This is a genomic window from Chitinophaga sp. CF118 (assembly GCF_900112615.1).
Lineage (GTDB): Bacteria > Bacteroidota > Bacteroidia > Chitinophagales > Chitinophagaceae > Chitinophaga.
The window spans coordinates 710,483-729,271 of record NZ_FOMK01000004.1; the positions used below are offsets into that span (position 1 = coordinate 710,483).

The 18,789-nt window shown below is 43.1% G+C and carries 14 protein-coding genes and 1 riboswitch; of the genes, 7 read left to right on the forward strand and 7 right to left on the reverse strand.

Annotation, left to right across the window (positions count from 1 at the left end):
- The first annotated feature begins 90 nt into the window (after positions 1-90).
- Positions 91-498 carry an OsmC family protein gene (locus BM176_RS19110; RefSeq protein WP_090105894.1) on the forward strand — a complete coding sequence of 136 codons (408 nt, stop codon included), beginning with the start codon at positions 91-93 and terminating at the stop codon, positions 496-498.
- A 166-nt stretch (positions 499-664) separates the two neighbouring features.
- Here the strand turns inward: BM176_RS19110 and BM176_RS19115 are convergent, their stop codons facing one another.
- Positions 665-1,969 (reverse strand): DUF2851 family protein, encoded by a 1,305-nt coding sequence (locus tag BM176_RS19115; protein ID WP_090105895.1) that lies wholly within the window; start codon positions 1,967-1,969, stop codon positions 665-667.
- A 129-nt stretch (positions 1,970-2,098) separates the two neighbouring features.
- A riboswitch (SAM riboswitch) is annotated at positions 2,099-2,221 on the forward strand.
- A gap of 149 nt (positions 2,222-2,370) precedes the next feature.
- On the opposite strand from BM176_RS19115, the gene BM176_RS19120 reads away from it, so the two are divergent.
- Together BM176_RS19120 and BM176_RS19125 are read left to right on the forward strand one after the other, a co-directional pair.
- Positions 2,371-3,549: a trans-sulfuration enzyme family protein gene (locus BM176_RS19120; RefSeq protein WP_090105896.1), complete on the forward strand. Its 1,179-nt coding sequence runs from the start codon at positions 2,371-2,373 to the stop codon at positions 3,547-3,549.
- 75 nt (positions 3,550-3,624) lie between these two features.
- Complete coding sequence (locus BM176_RS19125) at positions 3,625-4,806, forward strand: homoserine dehydrogenase (RefSeq protein ID WP_090105897.1); 1,182 nt, start codon at positions 3,625-3,627, stop codon at positions 4,804-4,806.
- 91 nt (positions 4,807-4,897) lie between these two features.
- On the opposite strand, the gene BM176_RS19130 is transcribed toward BM176_RS19125, so the two are convergent.
- The 4 genes from BM176_RS19130 to BM176_RS19145 form a co-directional block, all read right to left on the reverse strand.
- Entirely contained in the window at positions 4,898-5,467 is a 570-nt protein-coding gene (locus BM176_RS19130) for a Maf family protein (RefSeq protein ID WP_090105898.1), read from the reverse strand.
- Positions 5,467-6,408 carry a geranylgeranylglycerol-phosphate geranylgeranyltransferase gene (locus tag BM176_RS19135; protein ID WP_090105899.1) on the reverse strand — a complete coding sequence of 314 codons (942 nt, stop codon included), beginning with the start codon at positions 6,406-6,408 and terminating at the stop codon, positions 5,467-5,469. The genes BM176_RS19130 and BM176_RS19135 overlap by 1 nt, the downstream gene beginning before the upstream one ends.
- A 32-nt stretch (positions 6,409-6,440) precedes the next feature.
- Positions 6,441-6,962 (reverse strand): KdsC family phosphatase, encoded by a 522-nt coding sequence (locus tag BM176_RS19140; protein ID WP_090105900.1) that lies wholly within the window; start codon positions 6,960-6,962, stop codon positions 6,441-6,443.
- A 70-nt stretch (positions 6,963-7,032) separates the two neighbouring features.
- A complete protein-coding gene (locus BM176_RS19145; protein WP_090105901.1) occupies positions 7,033-7,803 on the reverse strand; it encodes a Rossmann-like and DUF2520 domain-containing protein in 771 nt (256 codons plus the stop codon).
- A gap of 305 nt (positions 7,804-8,108) precedes the next feature.
- Between BM176_RS19145 and topA the strand changes: the two genes are divergently transcribed.
- Positions 8,109-10,466, forward strand: a complete 2,358-nt coding sequence (gene topA, locus BM176_RS19150) for a type I DNA topoisomerase (protein ID WP_090105902.1) — start codon at positions 8,109-8,111, stop codon at positions 10,464-10,466.
- A gap of 25 nt (positions 10,467-10,491) precedes the next feature.
- The gene (locus BM176_RS19155) at positions 10,492-11,367 is read left to right on the forward strand and encodes a transglutaminase-like domain-containing protein (RefSeq protein ID WP_090105903.1); all 876 of its coding nucleotides are present in this window, start codon (positions 10,492-10,494) and stop codon (positions 11,365-11,367) included.
- 94 nt (positions 11,368-11,461) lie between these two features.
- Here the strand turns inward: BM176_RS19155 and BM176_RS19160 are convergent, their stop codons facing one another.
- Positions 11,462-13,579, reverse strand: a complete 2,118-nt coding sequence (locus BM176_RS19160) for a carboxy terminal-processing peptidase (RefSeq protein WP_090105904.1) — start codon at positions 13,577-13,579, stop codon at positions 11,462-11,464.
- Between the two features lie 297 nt (positions 13,580-13,876).
- On the opposite strand from BM176_RS19160, the gene BM176_RS19165 reads away from it, so the two are divergent.
- On the forward strand, positions 13,877-15,133 hold the full coding sequence (locus tag BM176_RS19165) for an MFS transporter (protein WP_090105905.1): 1,257 nt from the start codon (positions 13,877-13,879) through the stop codon (positions 15,131-15,133).
- An 84-nt stretch (positions 15,134-15,217) separates the two neighbouring features.
- Here the strand turns inward: BM176_RS19165 and BM176_RS19170 are convergent, their stop codons facing one another.
- Complete coding sequence (locus BM176_RS19170; protein WP_090105906.1) at positions 15,218-15,709, reverse strand: YkgJ family cysteine cluster protein; 492 nt, start codon at positions 15,707-15,709, stop codon at positions 15,218-15,220.
- A gap of 164 nt (positions 15,710-15,873) precedes the next feature.
- Here BM176_RS19170 and gcvP point away from each other — a divergent pair, with 164 nt between their 5' ends.
- Entirely contained in the window at positions 15,874-18,735 is a 2,862-nt protein-coding gene (gene gcvP / locus BM176_RS19175; RefSeq protein WP_090105907.1) for an aminomethyl-transferring glycine dehydrogenase, read from the forward strand.
- Positions 18,736-18,789: the final 54 nt, after the last annotated feature.

Sequence of the window (18,789 nt, forward strand, 5' to 3'; positions counted from 1 at the left end):
TATTATATGTAAAATGGTTACAAACCTTTCCGGAGCCGGCTTTTTCCTTTTCCAGCTTCTTCCTATTTTTACATCAAAGAACAAAAAAATATGCTAACATCTTCGATCCTGTATAATGGTCAACTGAGAACAACTGCAACTCATTTACAAAGTGGTACTGTTATCCAGACGGATGCCCCTATAGATAATAACGGTAAAGGCGAGAGCTTTTCACCCACAGACCTGGTAGCGACTGCCCTGGGATCGTGTATGCTTACCATTATGGGGATCAATGCAAACAAAAATGGCTGGAATATAGAAAGCACCAAAGTGAGTATTGAAAAGATCATGGGTACTGAACCCCGTCGTATTATTGAGGTAAGAGTGGTCTTTGATTTTCCCGGGGAGCACGGACTGGGAGAAAAAGAAAGAACCATTCTCGAAAGAGCTGCCCTTACCTGCCCGGTAGCAAAGAGCTTACATCCGGATCTGGTGCAGAATGTGAAATTTAACTGGTAAGATATGTTTTTTGATGGGGCTTGAGGTGTCTATAAGCGCTCCTCAAGCCCTGTTCTTTTTGGGGGAAGATTCTCCTTACATGGATTAAGACGAACCGTCCGCTTACATAATCCTCTCCCAGAAGGAAATTCCGTTTACAGGTCGTGACCAATATTTATCAGATCACTCAATCGCTGATCTCCTCCTTCAACAGCTTTGCCCCAATAGCACATTGCAGGCATTTCTTCTCCTGACAATAATTATTCTTCAATTGCAGCAATGCCTGGGAATCCTGTGCAGACTTTGCTTTGACTCCCAGCTCTCCCCATTCGCGGATCACCCTGTTCTCTTCTGCCGGTAACAGGTTCATAAAATCTATGGCCTTCTCCTGGTAACAGTATTTCATTTTCTCCTGTCCATACAGGTATAACAATGGTAATACCGAATTGATAAGGACACTCTGAGCCGCTTTCAGCCCCGGATTCCGGACATTCCTTGCTGGTACATCAAAGCGGTAATGCTGCTGCCAGTAAAGGGACGGTTGCACAGATATCAGTTGCTCAAACCTTGCCAGATCATTCGTTTCCAGGATCTTTGAGAATAGGTGGCTCCCCTTCTGCAACAATGCTGCCAGGCAGGCTATCCTTATAGTAGGAAAGGAAGAAGGCCGCATCCTTAACCATTTCCACAAATAGCCGGACAAAGGCTGAAGCTGGTATTTATGCCTCATATAATTGTATTCCTGCTGCAACCGTAACGGATATTCATCCTTGAAATTTCCTTCCAGCATCCCTGCCTGACCAAACAAAAGCGCTTCCAAGTGAAAGATGCTCTGCTGATGCCGCATGAGCAGGTTATATGGAAGTGACTGAGCCAGCTGCAGAAATGCCTCCCCATTCACCGGTAGTCCAAAACTTTCAGCAACAGCCCAGTAGCAGACTTCTTCCCAGTTATACCGGTTACACAACAACCAGCTTTGCAGGCGGTTTGCCTTCCTCTCAAGCCGTTCTGCCAGCAGACGTTCCTTCCACTTCTCCCATATTATGTAAGGCACGCGGGCGGCCATCTTTCCACAGGGTACAAGGTCAGCAGACTCACGTAACCGTATAAAGCGCTCGAACAACATTTTAGGCACAAACTGCTGTAATTCTATACAGGGAATTCCTCCTGTAGTCAACTCCTTCACGTCGTTATTAAACACAACGTGCAGGATCACATTTTCATATTGCTGGTTGTGCTGGTGCCGGTGCCTGTACCAGTCAGACGTTTTCAGGTGTAGTTCGATATTTCCTGCCCATAATGTTTGGTCTATCCGTATGCGGGCAGCAGTAAAATCGGGGCCCGCATGATTATTATGTATACCGGGATGCAGGATTTGTAATGGCTGCCCATCCAGTGTGGTCAGGCCTGACTGTGTAAATAAACGGAATTTCCATATATGCTGGAAAAGCTCCTCTGTAAGAAGCGGGATAACATTAACAACGGTATTCATTGAGGTAAAATTAAATCACAAACAATTTACTAATAAATTTAGTATTCCTTCCCCATCCCTCAAAATTTAAATCTGTCATTTGGAAAATTGGAACAAGTAACCTTACCTTTGCACCCAGTTCTTATAATTTACTTATCCAGAAAGGCGGAGGGACTTGGCCCTGCGATGCCTTAGCAACCAATTCTGTTTAACGACAGGATAAAGGTGCTAATTCCGGCCCCGGTTATAATTATAATCGAGGGAAGATAAGTTGGCAGAGATAGTTATTCAATGTAATAAAATACTGAGATGCTCTTCCAACAACGGAGGGGCTTTTTTTATGCTCAGTACCGAACGTTTCATCAGAACGATCGGTAGTCAGTACTCCCTTTTCTGCTTAAGCGTTAAGCTTAAAGCATAAAATGAAAATAGCAACACAATTACTTCACAGCATTCCGGTTGATGAATTGACAGGGGCCATCTCGGTGCCAATTTATCAAACCTCCACCTTTGTTCAGGAATCACCTGGCATCAATAAGGGATTTGAATTTTCCCGTGCCAATAATCCTACACGGAAGGTGCTGGAGAATATTATCTGCAGCCTGGAAGATGGTCACGCAGGCTTCGCCTTCGCGAGCGGCATGGCTGCTATCGATGCTGTGATGAAGCTATTAAAATCAGGCGATGAGATCATAGCCGTAGAAGATACTTATGGCGGTATCTTCCAGATGTTCCAGCATATGTTTGAACGTTTTGGCATCAAAGCAAACTTTATCGATACCAGCAATACAGATAAAGTATTGGCCGCTATAAACCCTCAGACAAAAATGATCTGGCTGGAATCGCCCACCAATCCTACATTACGCGTATCTGATATCAAATCGATCAGCAAAATAGCGAAACAGCATAATGTGCTGCTGGTAGTGGACAATACATTATGTACACCACTGCTGCAACAACCTATCCCATTAGGCGCTGATATCGTAATTCACAGCGCTACCAAATACCTTGCAGGACATACAGATGTTATCGCAGGACTGGTTGTAGTGAATACAAAATTACTGGCCGATCAGTTACGCTTCAATCAGAATATTTCAGGCAGCATCCTTAGCCCGTTTGAAGCATGGCTCACTATCCGGGGTATTGAAACCTTATGCCTGCGTTTGGATAAACAATGCAGCAATGCCATGGCTGTAGCCACCTGGCTGGCTACTCATCCCGCCATTGATAAAGTATACTATCCCGGACTGGCCACTCATAAAAACCATCATATTGCCCGCAAACAACAGAAGCAATATGGAGGACTGGTCAGCTTTTCCCTAAAAACAGACAACATCAAAAGCGCTATCCGTATAGTAAATGCAACTAAACTGTTTAAGCTGGCGGAAAGCTTTGGGGGAGTTAAAAGTATGCTGGATCATCCGACTACTATGACTCACCGTAATATTCCTGAAGAGTTCCGTAAAAAAACGGGACTCCAGGATTCCTGTATCCGCCTCTCCGTAGGCATTGAAGATGCAGAAGACCTCATAAATGATCTGAAGCAGGCGCTGGATAAGCTGAACCTGCCGGCTGGAAAGCAGACAACAGTTTTACAATAAAGCGGAACGGATTATACACAATACTATCGCCATCGTAATGTGTGTATACGTTACTCATTAAGCACAAAAAAGAAAATGGAAAAGAAGATTATCAATTTAGGGATTTTCGGATTTGGTTGCGTGGGACAGGGATTATACGAAGTTCTGAACAGAACAAAAGGTATCAATGCACGCATAAAAAAAATATGTATTAAAGATCCCAATAAGCCTCGTCCAATCGACGCAAGTTATTTCACTACAGATCCAAATGAGATCCTACAGGATCCTACTATTGATGTGGTAGTAGAGCTGATCAACGAAACAGATGCTGCATTTACAATTGTAAGCACTGCCCTGCGCAATGGTAAAGCAGTAGTAAGCGCCAGCAAAAGAATGATTGCAGAAAATCTGCCCGCATTATACCAGTTACAGGTAGAGAATAAAGTTCCTTTCCTGTACGAAGCATCCAGCTGTGCAAGTATTCCCATCATCCGTAACCTGGAAGAATACTACGATAACGATCTGCTGAATGCAGTAGAAGGTATCTGTAACGGTTCTACGAACTATATTCTCACTAAAATATTTGAAGAGAACCTGAGTTTTGATATTGCCTTACAACAGGCACAGGACTTAGGTTTTGCTGAAACAGATCCTACCCTGGACATAGAAGGATACGATCCGAAATTTAAGATCGTGATCCTCCTTTTACATGCTTTCGGCACATTTGTAAAACCGGAAGAAGTGTTCAACTTCGGAATCCATCACCTGAATGATTTTGATATTCAGTTTGCAAAACAACGTGGTTGTACTATTAAACTTATTGGTACCTGTCGCAGGCAGAATGGCAGTGTGAATGCATATGTATTGCCTCACCTGGTAAAAGAACATAACCTGTTGTATGATGTATACAATGAATACAACGGGATCTTGCTGGAAAGTGCATTTACCGATAAACAGTTCTTTGTAGGAAAAGGTGCTGGCGGTACAGCCACTGGTAGTGCTGTATTATCAGATATATCTGCGCTGTTATACAATTACCGGTATGAATATAAAAAGATCAAACAATCCAATCAGCCTGCATTCAGCAATGATGTACAACTGAAAGTATATCTGCGTTACAGCGCACCTGATCACGTGAACCTTGCGGATTTCTTCAACATTTCAGAGAAGTATGAATCGGTTACTTACCGTTATATAGTGGGTGTGATCAATTTACAAAAGCTGCAGGAAGCCAGCTGGCTGAAGAACAAAGACGTGAATCTACTGGTATTGGAATAAATGATTACACTGATAAACGTAAAAATAATAACGGCGCAATCCATTTGCGCCGTTATATTTTTTGTAAGATTATTAATGCCATCTATCACAATTACATTTTCTGTAACACCTCCACAACATTACTAATAGGCAGTCCCATTACGTTATAAAAACATCCGTTAATCCCATCTATCCCCACAGCTCCAATCCATTCCTGGATAGCATAAGCACCCGCTTTATCGTAAGGTTTGTATTCATCTATATAATAGATAATCTGCTCTGTAGTAAGTGGTTTAAAATGTACTTCCGTTTCTTTCGAAAAAGACTGTTCCTTTCCTTTATGCTGAATCACCACACCTGTAATTACCCGGTGTGTACGTCCGCTAAGCGCGGAAAGGATCCTGATTGCATCGTCTCTGTCCCGTGGTTTACCGATGATTGTATCATCCAATACCACCACCGTATCTGCGGTGATAATAATATCTTCCGAATTGCATAACGCTGCCACTGCAGCCGATTTCTGACGGGCAATATGTACAGGAATCTCAGGGATATGCATACCGGCAGGAAACGTTTCTTCCGTATCCACCACCTTTACTTCAAAAGGAATCCCTGCCTGTTCCAGCAATTGTTTACGCCGGGGCGACTGAGAAGCAAGTATCACACGTTTTCCAGTATACATCAAAGCATTATTTTAAAAAATATCATAGATAAGATGCCTGTAAGCATAATCAGTTTTACCAGCGAACTTACTTTATGGTAATGTTCCGGCATGTGGGCCTTCTTCAACTGTAAATAAATATAGAGGCAGGGTATCTGTACCAGCAGTAGCAGGTATATGATAGCTCCATACCATCCAAGCAGCGCTATCCTTATTTCTGTGAGCAGGATCAGTATCTGCAGGGCAAGCAGCAGTCCGTAACACAGGCGTTTGGCAGGTTCTACTCCCCATACAATAGGAATAGTTCGACAGCCATCTTTGCTATCACCTATCATATCTTCCAGGTCTTTCACAATCTCTCTTACCAGGGAGATCATAAAAGCAAACAGTGCATATACTCCAATGATCTGGATCAGTTTTCGTCCCACCGGCGACATGATAGCTTCAAAACTTTCATAGATCTGCTTTTCATAAAAACCTACCACTACCACTGCCAGGGCGGTTAACAGGGAGATCAGCACATTGCCTATCAGTACCTGCCGCTTGAATGAAGTGGAATAGAACCAGAGCAACAGAGAACAGAACACCTGGGTAAATCCAAGATAGATCTGTCCTATCCGCCAGGCTACAATAAAGCCAATGGATACTCCCGCCATATTTAATATGGTATGCCATGCCATTGCCCATCGACGGTTGATGATCTTATCCAGCACCATCTTATCCGGTTTATTAATGATATCTATGTTGATGTCAAAATAATCATTGATGATATAACCGGCTGCTGCGATAACAACGGTAGAAAATGACAGCAAGAAAAACGACAGAGGGGGAAGAGACGGAGATTCCCCGTTATGTTGCAATAAGGGTGCTACCACACAGTATTGCAGTAAGAATTGTGTTAATCCTATATATAGAAGGTTCGGGTAACGAATCAGCTTAAAGAATGCTGTCAGCAATTTCATAATATAATAATTGCAGTAAAAGTAAGGAATGACTAGCGGCTGGCAATTTCTTCATCAATTGTCCAGTGCCCGTTCAGCTTAAGTACCTTTTCTATTATTTCCCTTACACACCCGGCACCACCGGTAAAAGGAGAAATATAACGGCAGATACTTTTTATTTCAGGAGCGGCATCCGCCGGACAAACAGGCAACCCTACCAGTTGCATGGCCCTGTAATCCGGAATATCATCTCCCATGAAGATCACTTCTTCCCAACGAAGATCATGTTCAAATACATAATCCTGTAGTTTTTCCTGTTTATCGGTGATCCCGGTATAGACATCTGTAATACCTAATCCCTGAAGGCGGCTTACTACACTTTCAGACCGGCCACCGGAAATAATAGCTATCCGGTAACCTTTTTTTATTGCCAGCTGAAGGGCATAACCGTCCTTTATATTCATTTTACGTGACTGCTCACCATTGGGTAACAACTGTACAGTTCCGTCTGTAAGCACCCCATCTACATCAAAAACAAAAGTAGTAATGGGCTGAAAAAGAGATAAAATGTTCATTTACTATCAGTTAAATACAAAAAGGAGGCTTTCTGTCCCTCAGTTGGCAAAAATACCATCAATTTTATTATCAGGCGTTAGTATGAAAGTCATGAATACTGTCAGACATGATCCTGTAAATAAGTTCCAGGTACTTATTTCCTTTCAGAGCCTCCAGATGTTTAGTCATAGTACTGGCATCATTACGCAGCGCAGGGCCTGTCTGTACTGTTTCCGGAGAAAATTTATCCAGGCGTTCAAAGGTTTCAGTAATAATTGGCTGGAGCAGGGTAAAGTCCAGTCCGTCCTTCTCACAATAATCTTTTGCCCTGGCAATCAGGTGATTAGTAAAATTATTACACAATACAGCTGTCAGATTCAACTGTAACCGCTGTTCTGAATTGACCACTTCTATCCTGGAAGAAACACTTTGAGCAATGGGTTGCAGCCTTCTCATCACCTCATCATTGGCTGCTTCCAGCAGCAATGGGATAGGCGGAAAACTCTTTACTCCCTTGCGGAGGGATTGTAAAGGGTATAACACACCGGTATTGGTAGAGATCTTGCTGATGGCATCCAGTGGTACTGCCCCTGCGGTATGGGCCACAATACGTCTACCCAGTCTGAGCCGATCATTCAGCACCGGAATAGCCTCATCATTTACAGCAAGCAGGTATACATCCGCCTCCATATTGATGTCCAGCAGATCGTCCGTAGCCGCCGCGGCATGTATAACTTCCTTAAGTTCATCAGCATGTGCTCTCGTACGACTGATAACCTGAACAATCTGGTGTCCGTTAATTTTAAGCAATTGACCAAAACAATGCGCCACATTTCCTGCGCCAATAATTACTATATCCATTCTATCTAAGGTTACATATATATTATGGTGTACTGCTAAAAAAAGACGAAAATAGAGGAATTATGCACTCATATAATGATATGATCAAGTTCCTGTTCTATAAAAAACGTTGTTATCCAGCAATTTAACTATTAAACTCTTAATCATTCATTTTAAATGATTTTATCAAAAATATTACATTTACATTCAATACATCGAAAGAGGCTTATTTTTTATTCTCGGCCTACTTTTATATACTTGCAAAAATCGGATTTGCAATATTATACGGAATTTTACGTATCTAGTAGCACATAAAGAAGGCATTCATGGCAAAAAATCTAGTAATAGTTGAGTCCCCCGCGAAAGCGAAGACGATAGAAAAGATACTTGGCAAAGACTTCGAGGTAAAATCTTGCTTTGGACATATACGTGATCTTGAGAAGGATGATATGGGAATTGACATCCCCAATAATTTTCAACCTAAGTACAAAATCCCTGAAGATAAAGAGAAGATTGTAAAGGAACTGAAGAAGCTGGCCAAGGAAACCGATGAGGTTTGGCTTGCAACGGATGAGGACCGTGAGGGGGAGGCTATTTCATGGCACTTATGCGAGGTACTGGGCTTAGACCCGGATGTTACCAAACGCATTGTTTTCCATGAAATTACAAAGCCAGCAATCGAAAAAGCGGTATTGAGTCCCCGTTTACTGAATATGGACCTGGTCCATGCTCAGCAGGCAAGACGTATACTGGACAGAATAGTGGGTTTCGAGCTCTCTCCCGTATTATGGAGGAAGATGAGCATGCGGAACTCCTTATCTGCCGGCCGTGTGCAATCGGTAGCGGTTAGGCTGATCGTAGAACGGGAAAGGGAAATCAACACCTTTAACTCCGTAAGTACCTTTAAAGTAGAGGCTTTTTTCACGGCCAAAGATATCGCAGGTAAGAACATTACGTTTAAAGCAGAGGGCCCTACCCGCTTCAAGACAGCCGAGGATGCTGAAAAGTTCCTTCAGCAATGTGTTGGAGCAGCTTACAGCGTAAAAGATATCCAGGTAAAACCAGGCAAGAAATCGCCGGCAGCACCTTTTACCACTTCTACCCTTCAGCAGGAAGCCAGCCGCAAACTGGGCTACAGCGTATCTAAAACGATGCTGCTTGCACAGAAACTGTATGAAAGTGGTAATATCACCTATATGCGTACAGACTCCGTGAATCTGTCTGATACTGCCCTAGGAGAAATTCAGAAGGAAATCAACAGGAACTACGGAGAGAAATACCACCAGCATCGTAAGTTCAAGAATAAGAATGAGAATGCACAGGAAGCGCATGAGGCCATCCGTCCCTCTTATATGGAAAACCATACTGTAGAGGACAGCGATACCAAAAAACTGTATGAACTGATCTGGAAACGTACTATCGCCAGCCAGATGAGTGATGCGGAACTGGAAAAAACCACCGCTAAGATTGACATCTCTACAAATAAGGAAGAACTGACAGCCAGTGGGGAAGTACTGAAATTTGATGGTTTCCTGAAAGTATATATGGAAGGTAAGGATGATGAGGATGTTACTGATGAAGATGAAACTGATGATGGATCATTACCACCATTGGCAATCAAACAGGCCCTGCCCCTGAAAGAAATGAAGGCTACTGAACGCTTTAGCCGCCCTGCACCCCGTTATACGGAGGCCAGCCTGGTAAAAAAGCTGGAAGAGCTGGGTATAGGACGACCATCTACCTACGCACCTACCATCACTACCGTACAGAAACGTGGTTATGTAGAAAAACGTGATAAAGAAGGTGTTAAGAGAGATTTCCGTATCCTTACCCTGAAAGATGATAAGATCAGTAAGGTAACTGATGCAGAGAACACAGGCGCTGAAAAATCCAAACTATTCCCTACAGATCTTGGAATGATCGTAACAGACTTCCTGAACCAGTACTTCAATTCTGTAATGGACTATGGTTTTACTGCAAGGATAGAAGGGGAATTCGATGAAATAGCACATGGCAAAAAGGTATGGAACAACATGTTAAATGAGTTCTATACTCCTTTCCATAAAGATGTGGAAAATACCCTTGAAAATGCGGAAAGAGTAAAAGGAGAACGCCCACTGGGAACTGACGAAGCTACCGGCAAGCCTATTGTAGCACGTATGGGTCGTTATGGCCCGATGATCCAGATAGGCAAGGTGGAAGACGAAGAAAAACCGCGTTTTGCCAAATTAAAGGCAACACAAAGTATTGAAACTATTACTTTAGATGAGGCGATGGAGTTGTTTAAACTTCCCCGCAATTTAGGTAAATTTGAAGACGAAGATGTTACTGTAAATATTGGCCGGTTCGGTCCTTATGCTGCACATGATAAGAAGTTCTATTCCCTCAAAAAAGAGATGGACCCCTATACTGTAGAGCTGGACGAAATAGCTCCATTGATTGCGGAAAAACGTACTGCCAAAGATGAACGGACCATCAAAATATTTGAAAAAGAAAAGATTCAGATCCTGAAAGGCCCATATGGTCCATATATAAAACAAGGATTAAGGAACTTTAAAATACCAAAGGAAAAGATTGACACCGCTGCGGATCTCACGGTGGAGGAAGCGAAGGCAATTATAGAAGATGTAAAGGCCAATCCTCCTAAGAAAAAAGCACCACCGAGAAAGAAGAAAGCGGAATAATGCACATCTGCAATCAATACTATGTATGCACGAGACAAAAGAAATAAATGCTCTATTTCACTTACTGGACGACCCTGACCAGGAAGTATATGATACCGTTGCCAGCAAGATCCTCTTGTTTGGTAAAGAGATCATACCCAATCTTGAGCATTTATGGGAGAACACGGTAGATGAATCTATACAGGAGAGAATTGAGCAGGTGATTCACCGCGTGCATTACAAAGATCTGCAGGCAGCCCTTCAACAATGGAGTGATGCGGAAACACCAGACCTGTTACAGGGTGCAATACTGGTAGCACGTTATCAGTTCCCCGATATGCAGTCTAATAGTGTACTCACTGAAATAGAACGCATTAAACGTAATATATGGCTGGAACTGAATAATTACCTGACCCCACTGGAACAGATCAATGTGCTGAACAGCATGATCTACAATTACTTTGGGTTAAAGGGTGAGGAAGTGGCTTATATACGTAAGAACCAGTTCTTTATCAACCAGGTAATAGAGTCAAAGAAAGGTAATCCACTTACAAATGGTATTGTTTACCAGAGCCTTTGTGCGATGCTGGACCTTCCTGTGTATGCTGTAAATATTCCACGTCAGTTTATCCTGGCTTATTTTGACAGCTTCTATGACTTCACAGAACCTCCAAGGCCGGATGATGTACGCATTCTGTTCTTTATAGATCCTATACAGGGACAGATCTACACACACCAGGATGTGGAAGGATATTTAAAGAGGATGTCCATTCCACTGGTTCCCTCCTACTTCAATCCTCAATCCAATAAACGCGTTATTCAATTCCTGCTGGGAGAATTATTGAAATGCTTCCAGGATGATAAAGAAGCCTATAAACAGGAAGAACTGAGAGATCTGATAAAATTACTTGGCGAAGAATAGTATACAAAATCATTATAACAAAAGAGGGGGCCTATAGCCCCCTCTTTTGTTATAATGATTTTGTATACCTGGAAATAGGTTTTGAGTCTATCTCTTACTTATTTGCCGGTTTTCCCTGCATCTTTGGATAAGATAATACGATCAGGTCATTCATCACATTAACCGCCTCATCCAGGTAAATATCTTTTTGTCTGAATTTCAACCAGTCCTTATTACGGGCCAGTTTAGATGTATCTGAACCTAATTTGTCCAGATCAACTTTCAGGCTTTCGATATTCAGATCTTTCACTTTATCATTTGCAGCATCAAAGCGTTTCAGCGCAGTAGTATTCGTTTTCTGTTCTGATTTATATGCCTGCAGGTTCAGTGAGTAAGTTTCCTGTTTTTCCAGGTTCTTGATAGTATTGATGTTATCGTTCACCATCTTGAATGCTTCACTATTTGCCAGACGTTTGTCGCTGTTCTTTTTCAATGCTTCTACTGGAACAGGATCTATCCATGTTGTGTAGTTTGCTTTAGGAATTTCATCCCATGCCAGTGCATCTTTATCCTTGCGCTCTGCTACCTCATAATAAGGGTCGGGCAACACAATATCTGATGATACACCTTTCAACTGTGTAGAACCACCATTGGCACGGTAGAATTTCTGCTGTGTCAGTTTGATAGCTCCAAGCGGACCAGTATCCTTGGTAGAATAGAACTCGTCCAGGTTAAACATCCGCTGAACGGTACCCTTTCCATAAGTCGATGAACTACCAATGATCACTGCACGTTTGTAATCCTGCATAGCTGCTGCCATAATCTCAGAAGCAGAAGCACTGTATTCATTCACCATAATGGCAAGCGGACCTTCATACTGCACATTCTTATCACGGTCGCGCAATACCATTGGATCGCCGCTCCGTGATTTCACTTGTACAACCGGGCCTTCCGGAATAAACAGGCCGGCCATCTGTACCACATCCTGGAGAGAACCACCACCATTAAAGCGGAGATCGAGTATAATACCTTCTACGTTTTCTGCTTTCAGTTTAGTGATCTCTTTAGCTACGTCTTCTGCACAACGGGCACCATTTCTGTCCTGGAAGTCTGCATAGAATTCAGGAAGATAGATGTAACCAATTTTATGCTGACCTTTAATGATCGCTGATTTTGCAAAAGTGTCATCGAGAATCACTTCATCACGTACAATAGACACTACTTTAATAGTACCATTTGCACTCTTTACGGTCAGTTTCACAATAGATCCTTTACTTCCTCTGATCAGCTTCACCGCATCTTCAACTGCATACCCGGTAATGTCTACAGGTTCTTTCTCACCCTGCGCCACTTTCTGGATCACATCGTTTGCTTTCAGTTGACCTTCTTTCCAGGAAGGGCTTCCGGTAACAATGCTAATGATCCTGATCTTTCCATCTTCTTCACGCAGCTGTGCGCCTATACCGTAGAACTTACCTGCCATCTGCTCTTCAAAAGCCCTTTTTTCATCAGGCGGGAAGAAGTCAGTATGAGGGTCCATAGTAGATGTAATAGCATTCACGTATAAACTGAAACGTTCGTTATCGTCCTGCTTATTTTTAAGACGGTCGAAATAACGATCGTATACTACTTTCACTTTAGCGCGGGCTTCTGCTTCCAGTTCTGCATCCGTTTTAGGCTTTTCGCTTTTGGCCTTGTCACGGGCTTCCTGCAGGTCCACCAGCTTTTCCAGTGTACGGTACTTCAGAACTTTGCGCCATGCTTCCACACGGTCTGCAGCATCTGCCGGATAATCTATCTTATCAGGGTCCAGTACTACTTTCTCTTCCTTAGTGAAATCAAAAGGGTGGGAAAGGATTTCCGGATAAATAGCAGCAGCTTCTGAAACGCGCTGTTTGATCAGTACATTTACGGTGTCAAAGCAATTCAGGGGGGCTCCCTGCATTTCATCATCCACATGGGTGGAGAATGGCTTTAACTTTTCGATATCACTCTTCAGGAAAAACTTCTTTTCACTGTCCAGCGTCTTTAGAAACTTTGTAAACACCTCTCTGGAGAAACCATCATCGATATTTTTAGGCTGATAATGCCCCTCTTTCAGAATTTGACCAACCAGTCCCATGATTATCTCATGTCTTCCAGGAGGATCTTCTTTGTGCAGTTTGCTGAAGGCTAACCCTCCCATTGAGATGGTAATCAGCAATGCTGGAATAATCACTTTCATTCGTCTCATAAAAATCCAAAATTGAACATCATCAAATATAGCATAAAAAGCCCCATTGTACTTAAGGACGGCTTTCTTTAACAAAAGATTAGATACAAATAATTTAGCATAGTACTCATAAAGGCAGCATATTGTAGTTGCTACATTCACATAAATTAGCTGCTAAAACCAGACCAAGTTGCTACAGACGCATATTGCCTATAAAAATAAGAATCTTACATTACATTTTGATACCGTTCATCAGATATAGTCACACAAATGTTTTCTTAATGTTTTACTTTTGCGGCAGTATCAAAACCTGATCGTGTGGATAATCCTGCCGCTACTAAGAACGACCCTTACGCTTCCTTACGTATACCTGAGTTTAATTACTATCTCATCATCCGCTTTGCTGTTGTTTTTGCCCTTACCATGCAGTTTACAATTATTGAATGGAAAGTGTATCAGCTCTCACATGATCCCTTTTCCCTGGGACTTATAGGATTGGCTGAAGTAATTCCGGCTGTATTACTGGCCCCCTTTGGCGGGCATCTCGTAGATAAACTGGAAAAACGCAGAATCATGCTGCTCTGTGTTATTGCCTACATCCTGATTGGCGCAGGTTTGTTCCTGCTCACATGGGATAAATTGGTTGTGGACATTTCTACAAAGTGGGTGCTGAATTTCATTTACGCGCTGGTGTTCTGCGGAGGTATTGTGAGGGCATTTGTAAGCCCGTCTAATTTCTCGCTCATGGCGCTGATAGTACCAAGACCATTGTATGCCAATGCCGCCACCTGGAGCAGCAGTTCCTGGCAAATAGGTGCTATGACAGGCCCCGTGCTGGGCGGGGTGTTTATTCACCTGTTCGGTGTGCACTGGGCCATGTTACTGGTAGTGACTATTTTTTTAGCTCCGTTATACAGTCTTATTAAGATCAAACCCAAACCAATACATTATAAATCTCAGGGAGAAAGCTTTATTCAGAACCTTACTGTGGGGATGAAATTCGTGTGGAATACCAAAGTGGTGCTGAATACGATGGCGCTGGATATGTTTGCAGTATTATTTGGTGGTGCCATAGCCTTATTACCCGCCTTTGCGACAGACGTGCTGCACGTAGGTTCGCTCGAATTCGGCTTTTTACGTGCGGCAGTGGCAATAGGATCATTGATCACAATGTTCATCCTTGCATACAAGCCACTGGTGTATAAACCGGGCATTAAACTGCTGTTGGCGGTGTTTGGATTCGGACTATGTATCATCGTGTTCGGTCTTTCCAAAAACTATTATCTGTCATTTGCAGCCTTATTATTCAGTGGTTTGCTGGATGCGATCAGCATGATCATCCGTCAGACAATTTTACAGTTAAAGACACCGGATGATATGCGGGGACGGGTAGCGGCTGTGAGTTCTATGTTTGTAGGATCTTCGAATGAGCTGGGTGCTTTTGAGAGCGGATTTGCTGCACGGCTGATGGGACTGGTTCCGTCAGTAGTGTTTGGAGGTTGTGTAACATTGGGAGTAGTGATCACAACTTATATTATTTCTCCCGCTATGAGAAAACTGGACCTGAAAGCATAATATCATTCCGGGGTTAAGGAACTTCGCTTCCTAAAATCATAAAAGCCCCTTTGGGGCTTTTATGATTTTAGGAAGGTATCCGCATTATTTAACGATTTCCTTCAGCTTTTCCAGCACATAAAACACTGCCGGACAAATAGTACTATTCAAAAAGGTAATGTTTGGTCTCTTTACAAAGTCATAACTATCTGTATAAGGATAATTCTGGCAATCGCCGGGACGTGCATCATAGATACTGCAATAGTTTTCAGCATCCAGGAATGGACAGGGAGCGGAAGTCACCACATAATCCCCATCTTCATCCATCCGCAGATAAGTGTCGATAAAAGCAGTCTCTTTCATGCCCACATATTTGGCGGCACGTTTGATATCAGGCGCTTTAAAGCGGGGACTGATTGTTTTACAACAGCCCGCACATTGCAGACAATCGATGTGAGTGAATGCCTCATCATGGAGATCCGGCAATTTCTTCTCCACACCTCTCCCCTTTTTCGTCTGCAGCTTCTGCAAAAACTGTTTGTTCGCTTTCTGCTGCTCGATAGCCTTTTCTTTCCAGTTTATTAATAGATCATTCATCAGAATGCAAAGATATGTAATAGTACATAGACAGTATTATGACAATAGTGGGATTTTAGAATAGCTGTTTATCACCACACTTTCCACAACGACCGGCGGAGTTTGGCCATTGCTGAAAAACATTATAGCTTTGCACATTCATTTCATCATACCTGCTTCACATCATGAATCTTTTTGATATACAACAAACTGAGTTTGTGGGTCGTCATATAGGGCCTAACGAAACTGAAACCAACCACATGCTGGATACCATTGGGGTATCCTCTCTCGAAGAGCTCGTAAACAAAACCGTACCTGGTAACATTCGTATGCAAAAACCACTGGCGGTGCCTGCGGCGATCAGCGAAAGTGATTATCTGCGTATGCTCAAAGAAATATCACTAAAAAATGATGTATTCCGCAATTACATCGGGCAGGGTTATTACGATACCATTACCCCCAGCGTGATTCTGCGTAATGTATTTGAAAATCCAGGATGGTATACTCAGTATACGCCTTACCAGGCTGAGATTTCTCAGGGACGACTGGAAAGCCTGCTGAACTTCCAGACAATGGTATCTGACCTCACTGGTCTGCCAATTGCAAATGCTTCCCTGCTGGATGAAGCAACAGCAGCAGCAGAAGCAATGGCAATGTTCTTTAGCGCACTCAATAAAGACCATGACCGTTTGAGCCGTCCTACTTTTTTTGTAGACAATAATGTATTCCCACAGACAAAAGACGTAATATATACACGCGCTACACCACTGAACATTCAGGTGGTAGTAGGTGATTTTGCTACTGCTACCCCGGATGCTTCCTGGTTCGGTGCACTGGTACAATATCCGAATGCACAGGGCGCAGTAGAAGACTACCGCACTTTTATCGATAAAGTGCATGCTGCCGGAGCTTATGTGGCAATGGCTACAGATCTGCTGGCATTAACACTGCTGGCGGCTCCCGGAGAACTGGGTGCTGATGCGGCCTTAGGTTCTGCACAGCGTTTCGGTGTTCCCTTAGGTTTTGGTGGTCCACACGCAGCTTTTTTTGCTGTAAAAGATGATTTCAAGCGTTCCATTCCCGGCCGTATCATTGGTGTGAGCATCGATGCTGAAGGTAAGCGTGCATTACGTATGGCACTGCAAACCCGCGAGCAGCATATTAAACGTGAAAAAGCAACTTCCAATATCTGTACTGCACAGGCATTGCTGGCTAATATGGCCGCTATGTATGCAGTGTACCACGGACCGGAAGGACTGAAAAATATTGCCAGCCGCGTAGCTATTCTGGCAAATGCACTGGCCGAGAAACTGAGTGCTAAAGGCTTACAGCTGAAAGCTGCTAACTTCTTTGATACTGTAACTGTAATAGTGAAAGATACCACTGCTATTAAAGCGAAAGCTGAAGCAGCAGGGATCAACTTCTTCTATCCCGCTGAAGGACAGATAGTAATTTCACTGGATGAAACAGCTACTATCCAGGATGTGAATGATGTACTGGCTATTTTTGATGCAGGTAGTTTGTCAAAGAACTTAACAACCACCAGCATTCCTTCTGCATTGGAACGTACCACTCCTTACCTGTTGCACCCGGTGTTTAACAGTTATCACAGTGAGTCCAAGATGATGCGTTATATGAAAATGCTGGAAAACAAGGATCTTTCTCTGAACACTTCCATGATTTCACTAGGTAGCTGTACCATGAAACTGAATGCAGCCACAGAAATGATTCCTTTAAGCTGGAATCACTGGAGCAAGATGCATCCGTTTGCACCAAAATCGCAGACTGGCGGTTATCAGCAAATAGTAAATGAACTGAGCGATTATCTGTGTCAGATCACCGCATTTGATGCATGTAGTTTACAGCCTAATAGTGGAGCACAGGGCGAGTATGCCGGGTTACTGGTAATCCGCGCATTCCATGAAAGCAGAGGAGAAGGTAAACGTAATGTGATGCTGATTCCTATTTCGGCTCACGGTACCAACCCTGCTTCTGCAGTTATGGCCGGCTTTAAAGTAGTAGTGGTGAAGGCACTGGAAAACGGTTATATCGATGTGGAAGATCTGAAAGCGAAAGCAGCAGCACATGCCGCTGACCTGGCAGGTATAATGATCACCTATCCTTCAACATATGGTGTATACGAAGAGACTGTGAAAGATATCTGTAGCACTGTTCATCAGTATGGAGGACAGGTATACATGGATGGTGCCAATATGAATGCACAGGTAGGCTTAACAGCTCCCGGACTCATCGGTGCTGATGTATGTCACCTGAACCTGCACAAAACATTCGCTATCCCTCATGGTGGTGGTGGTCCTGGTATGGGTCCTATCTGCGTTGGTAAACACCTTGCTCCTTTCTTACCCGGACATGTAAACCTGGAAAATAAGGCTAAAACACAGGCTGTATCTGCCGCACCATACGGTTCTGCCAGCATACTGCTCATCTCTTATGCTTATATCCGCTTACTGGGTGCTGAAGGAATTAAAAACGCTTCTGAATTCGCTATCCTGAATGCCAACTACATGAAGGCCCGTCTGGAAAAAGCATATGATATCCTTTACAATGGAGTAAATGGTACCTGTGCACATGAATTCATTGTAGACCTTCGTCCATTCAAAGGTACTGCCGGAGTAGAAGCAGAAGACGTTGCAAAACGCCTGATGGATTATGGATTCCATGCGCCTACACTAAGTTTCCCTGTACCGGGTACTATCATGATCGAGCCTACGGAAAGCGAAGATCTGGGTGAACTGGATCGCTTCTGCGATGCTTTACTTTCTATCCGTGAAGAAATCAGTGCTATCGAAGAAGGTAGGGCAGACAAACAGCAGAACGTATTGAAATATGCGCCACACACTCAGTTTGTAATAACTGCAGATGAGTGGAAACGTCCTTACAGCCGTCAAACAGCCGCTTACCCGCTGGATTATGTAAAACTGAACAAGTTCTGGCCTTCTATTAGTCGTGTGAATAATACACATGGCGACCGTAATCTGATCTGTACCTGCGAGCCAGTGAGTGCTTATGCAGAAGCAGAAGCTTAAGGCCATTAAGCAGATTTTACCAAACGCTGAAAATGACTGAGTATTTTTTCTCAG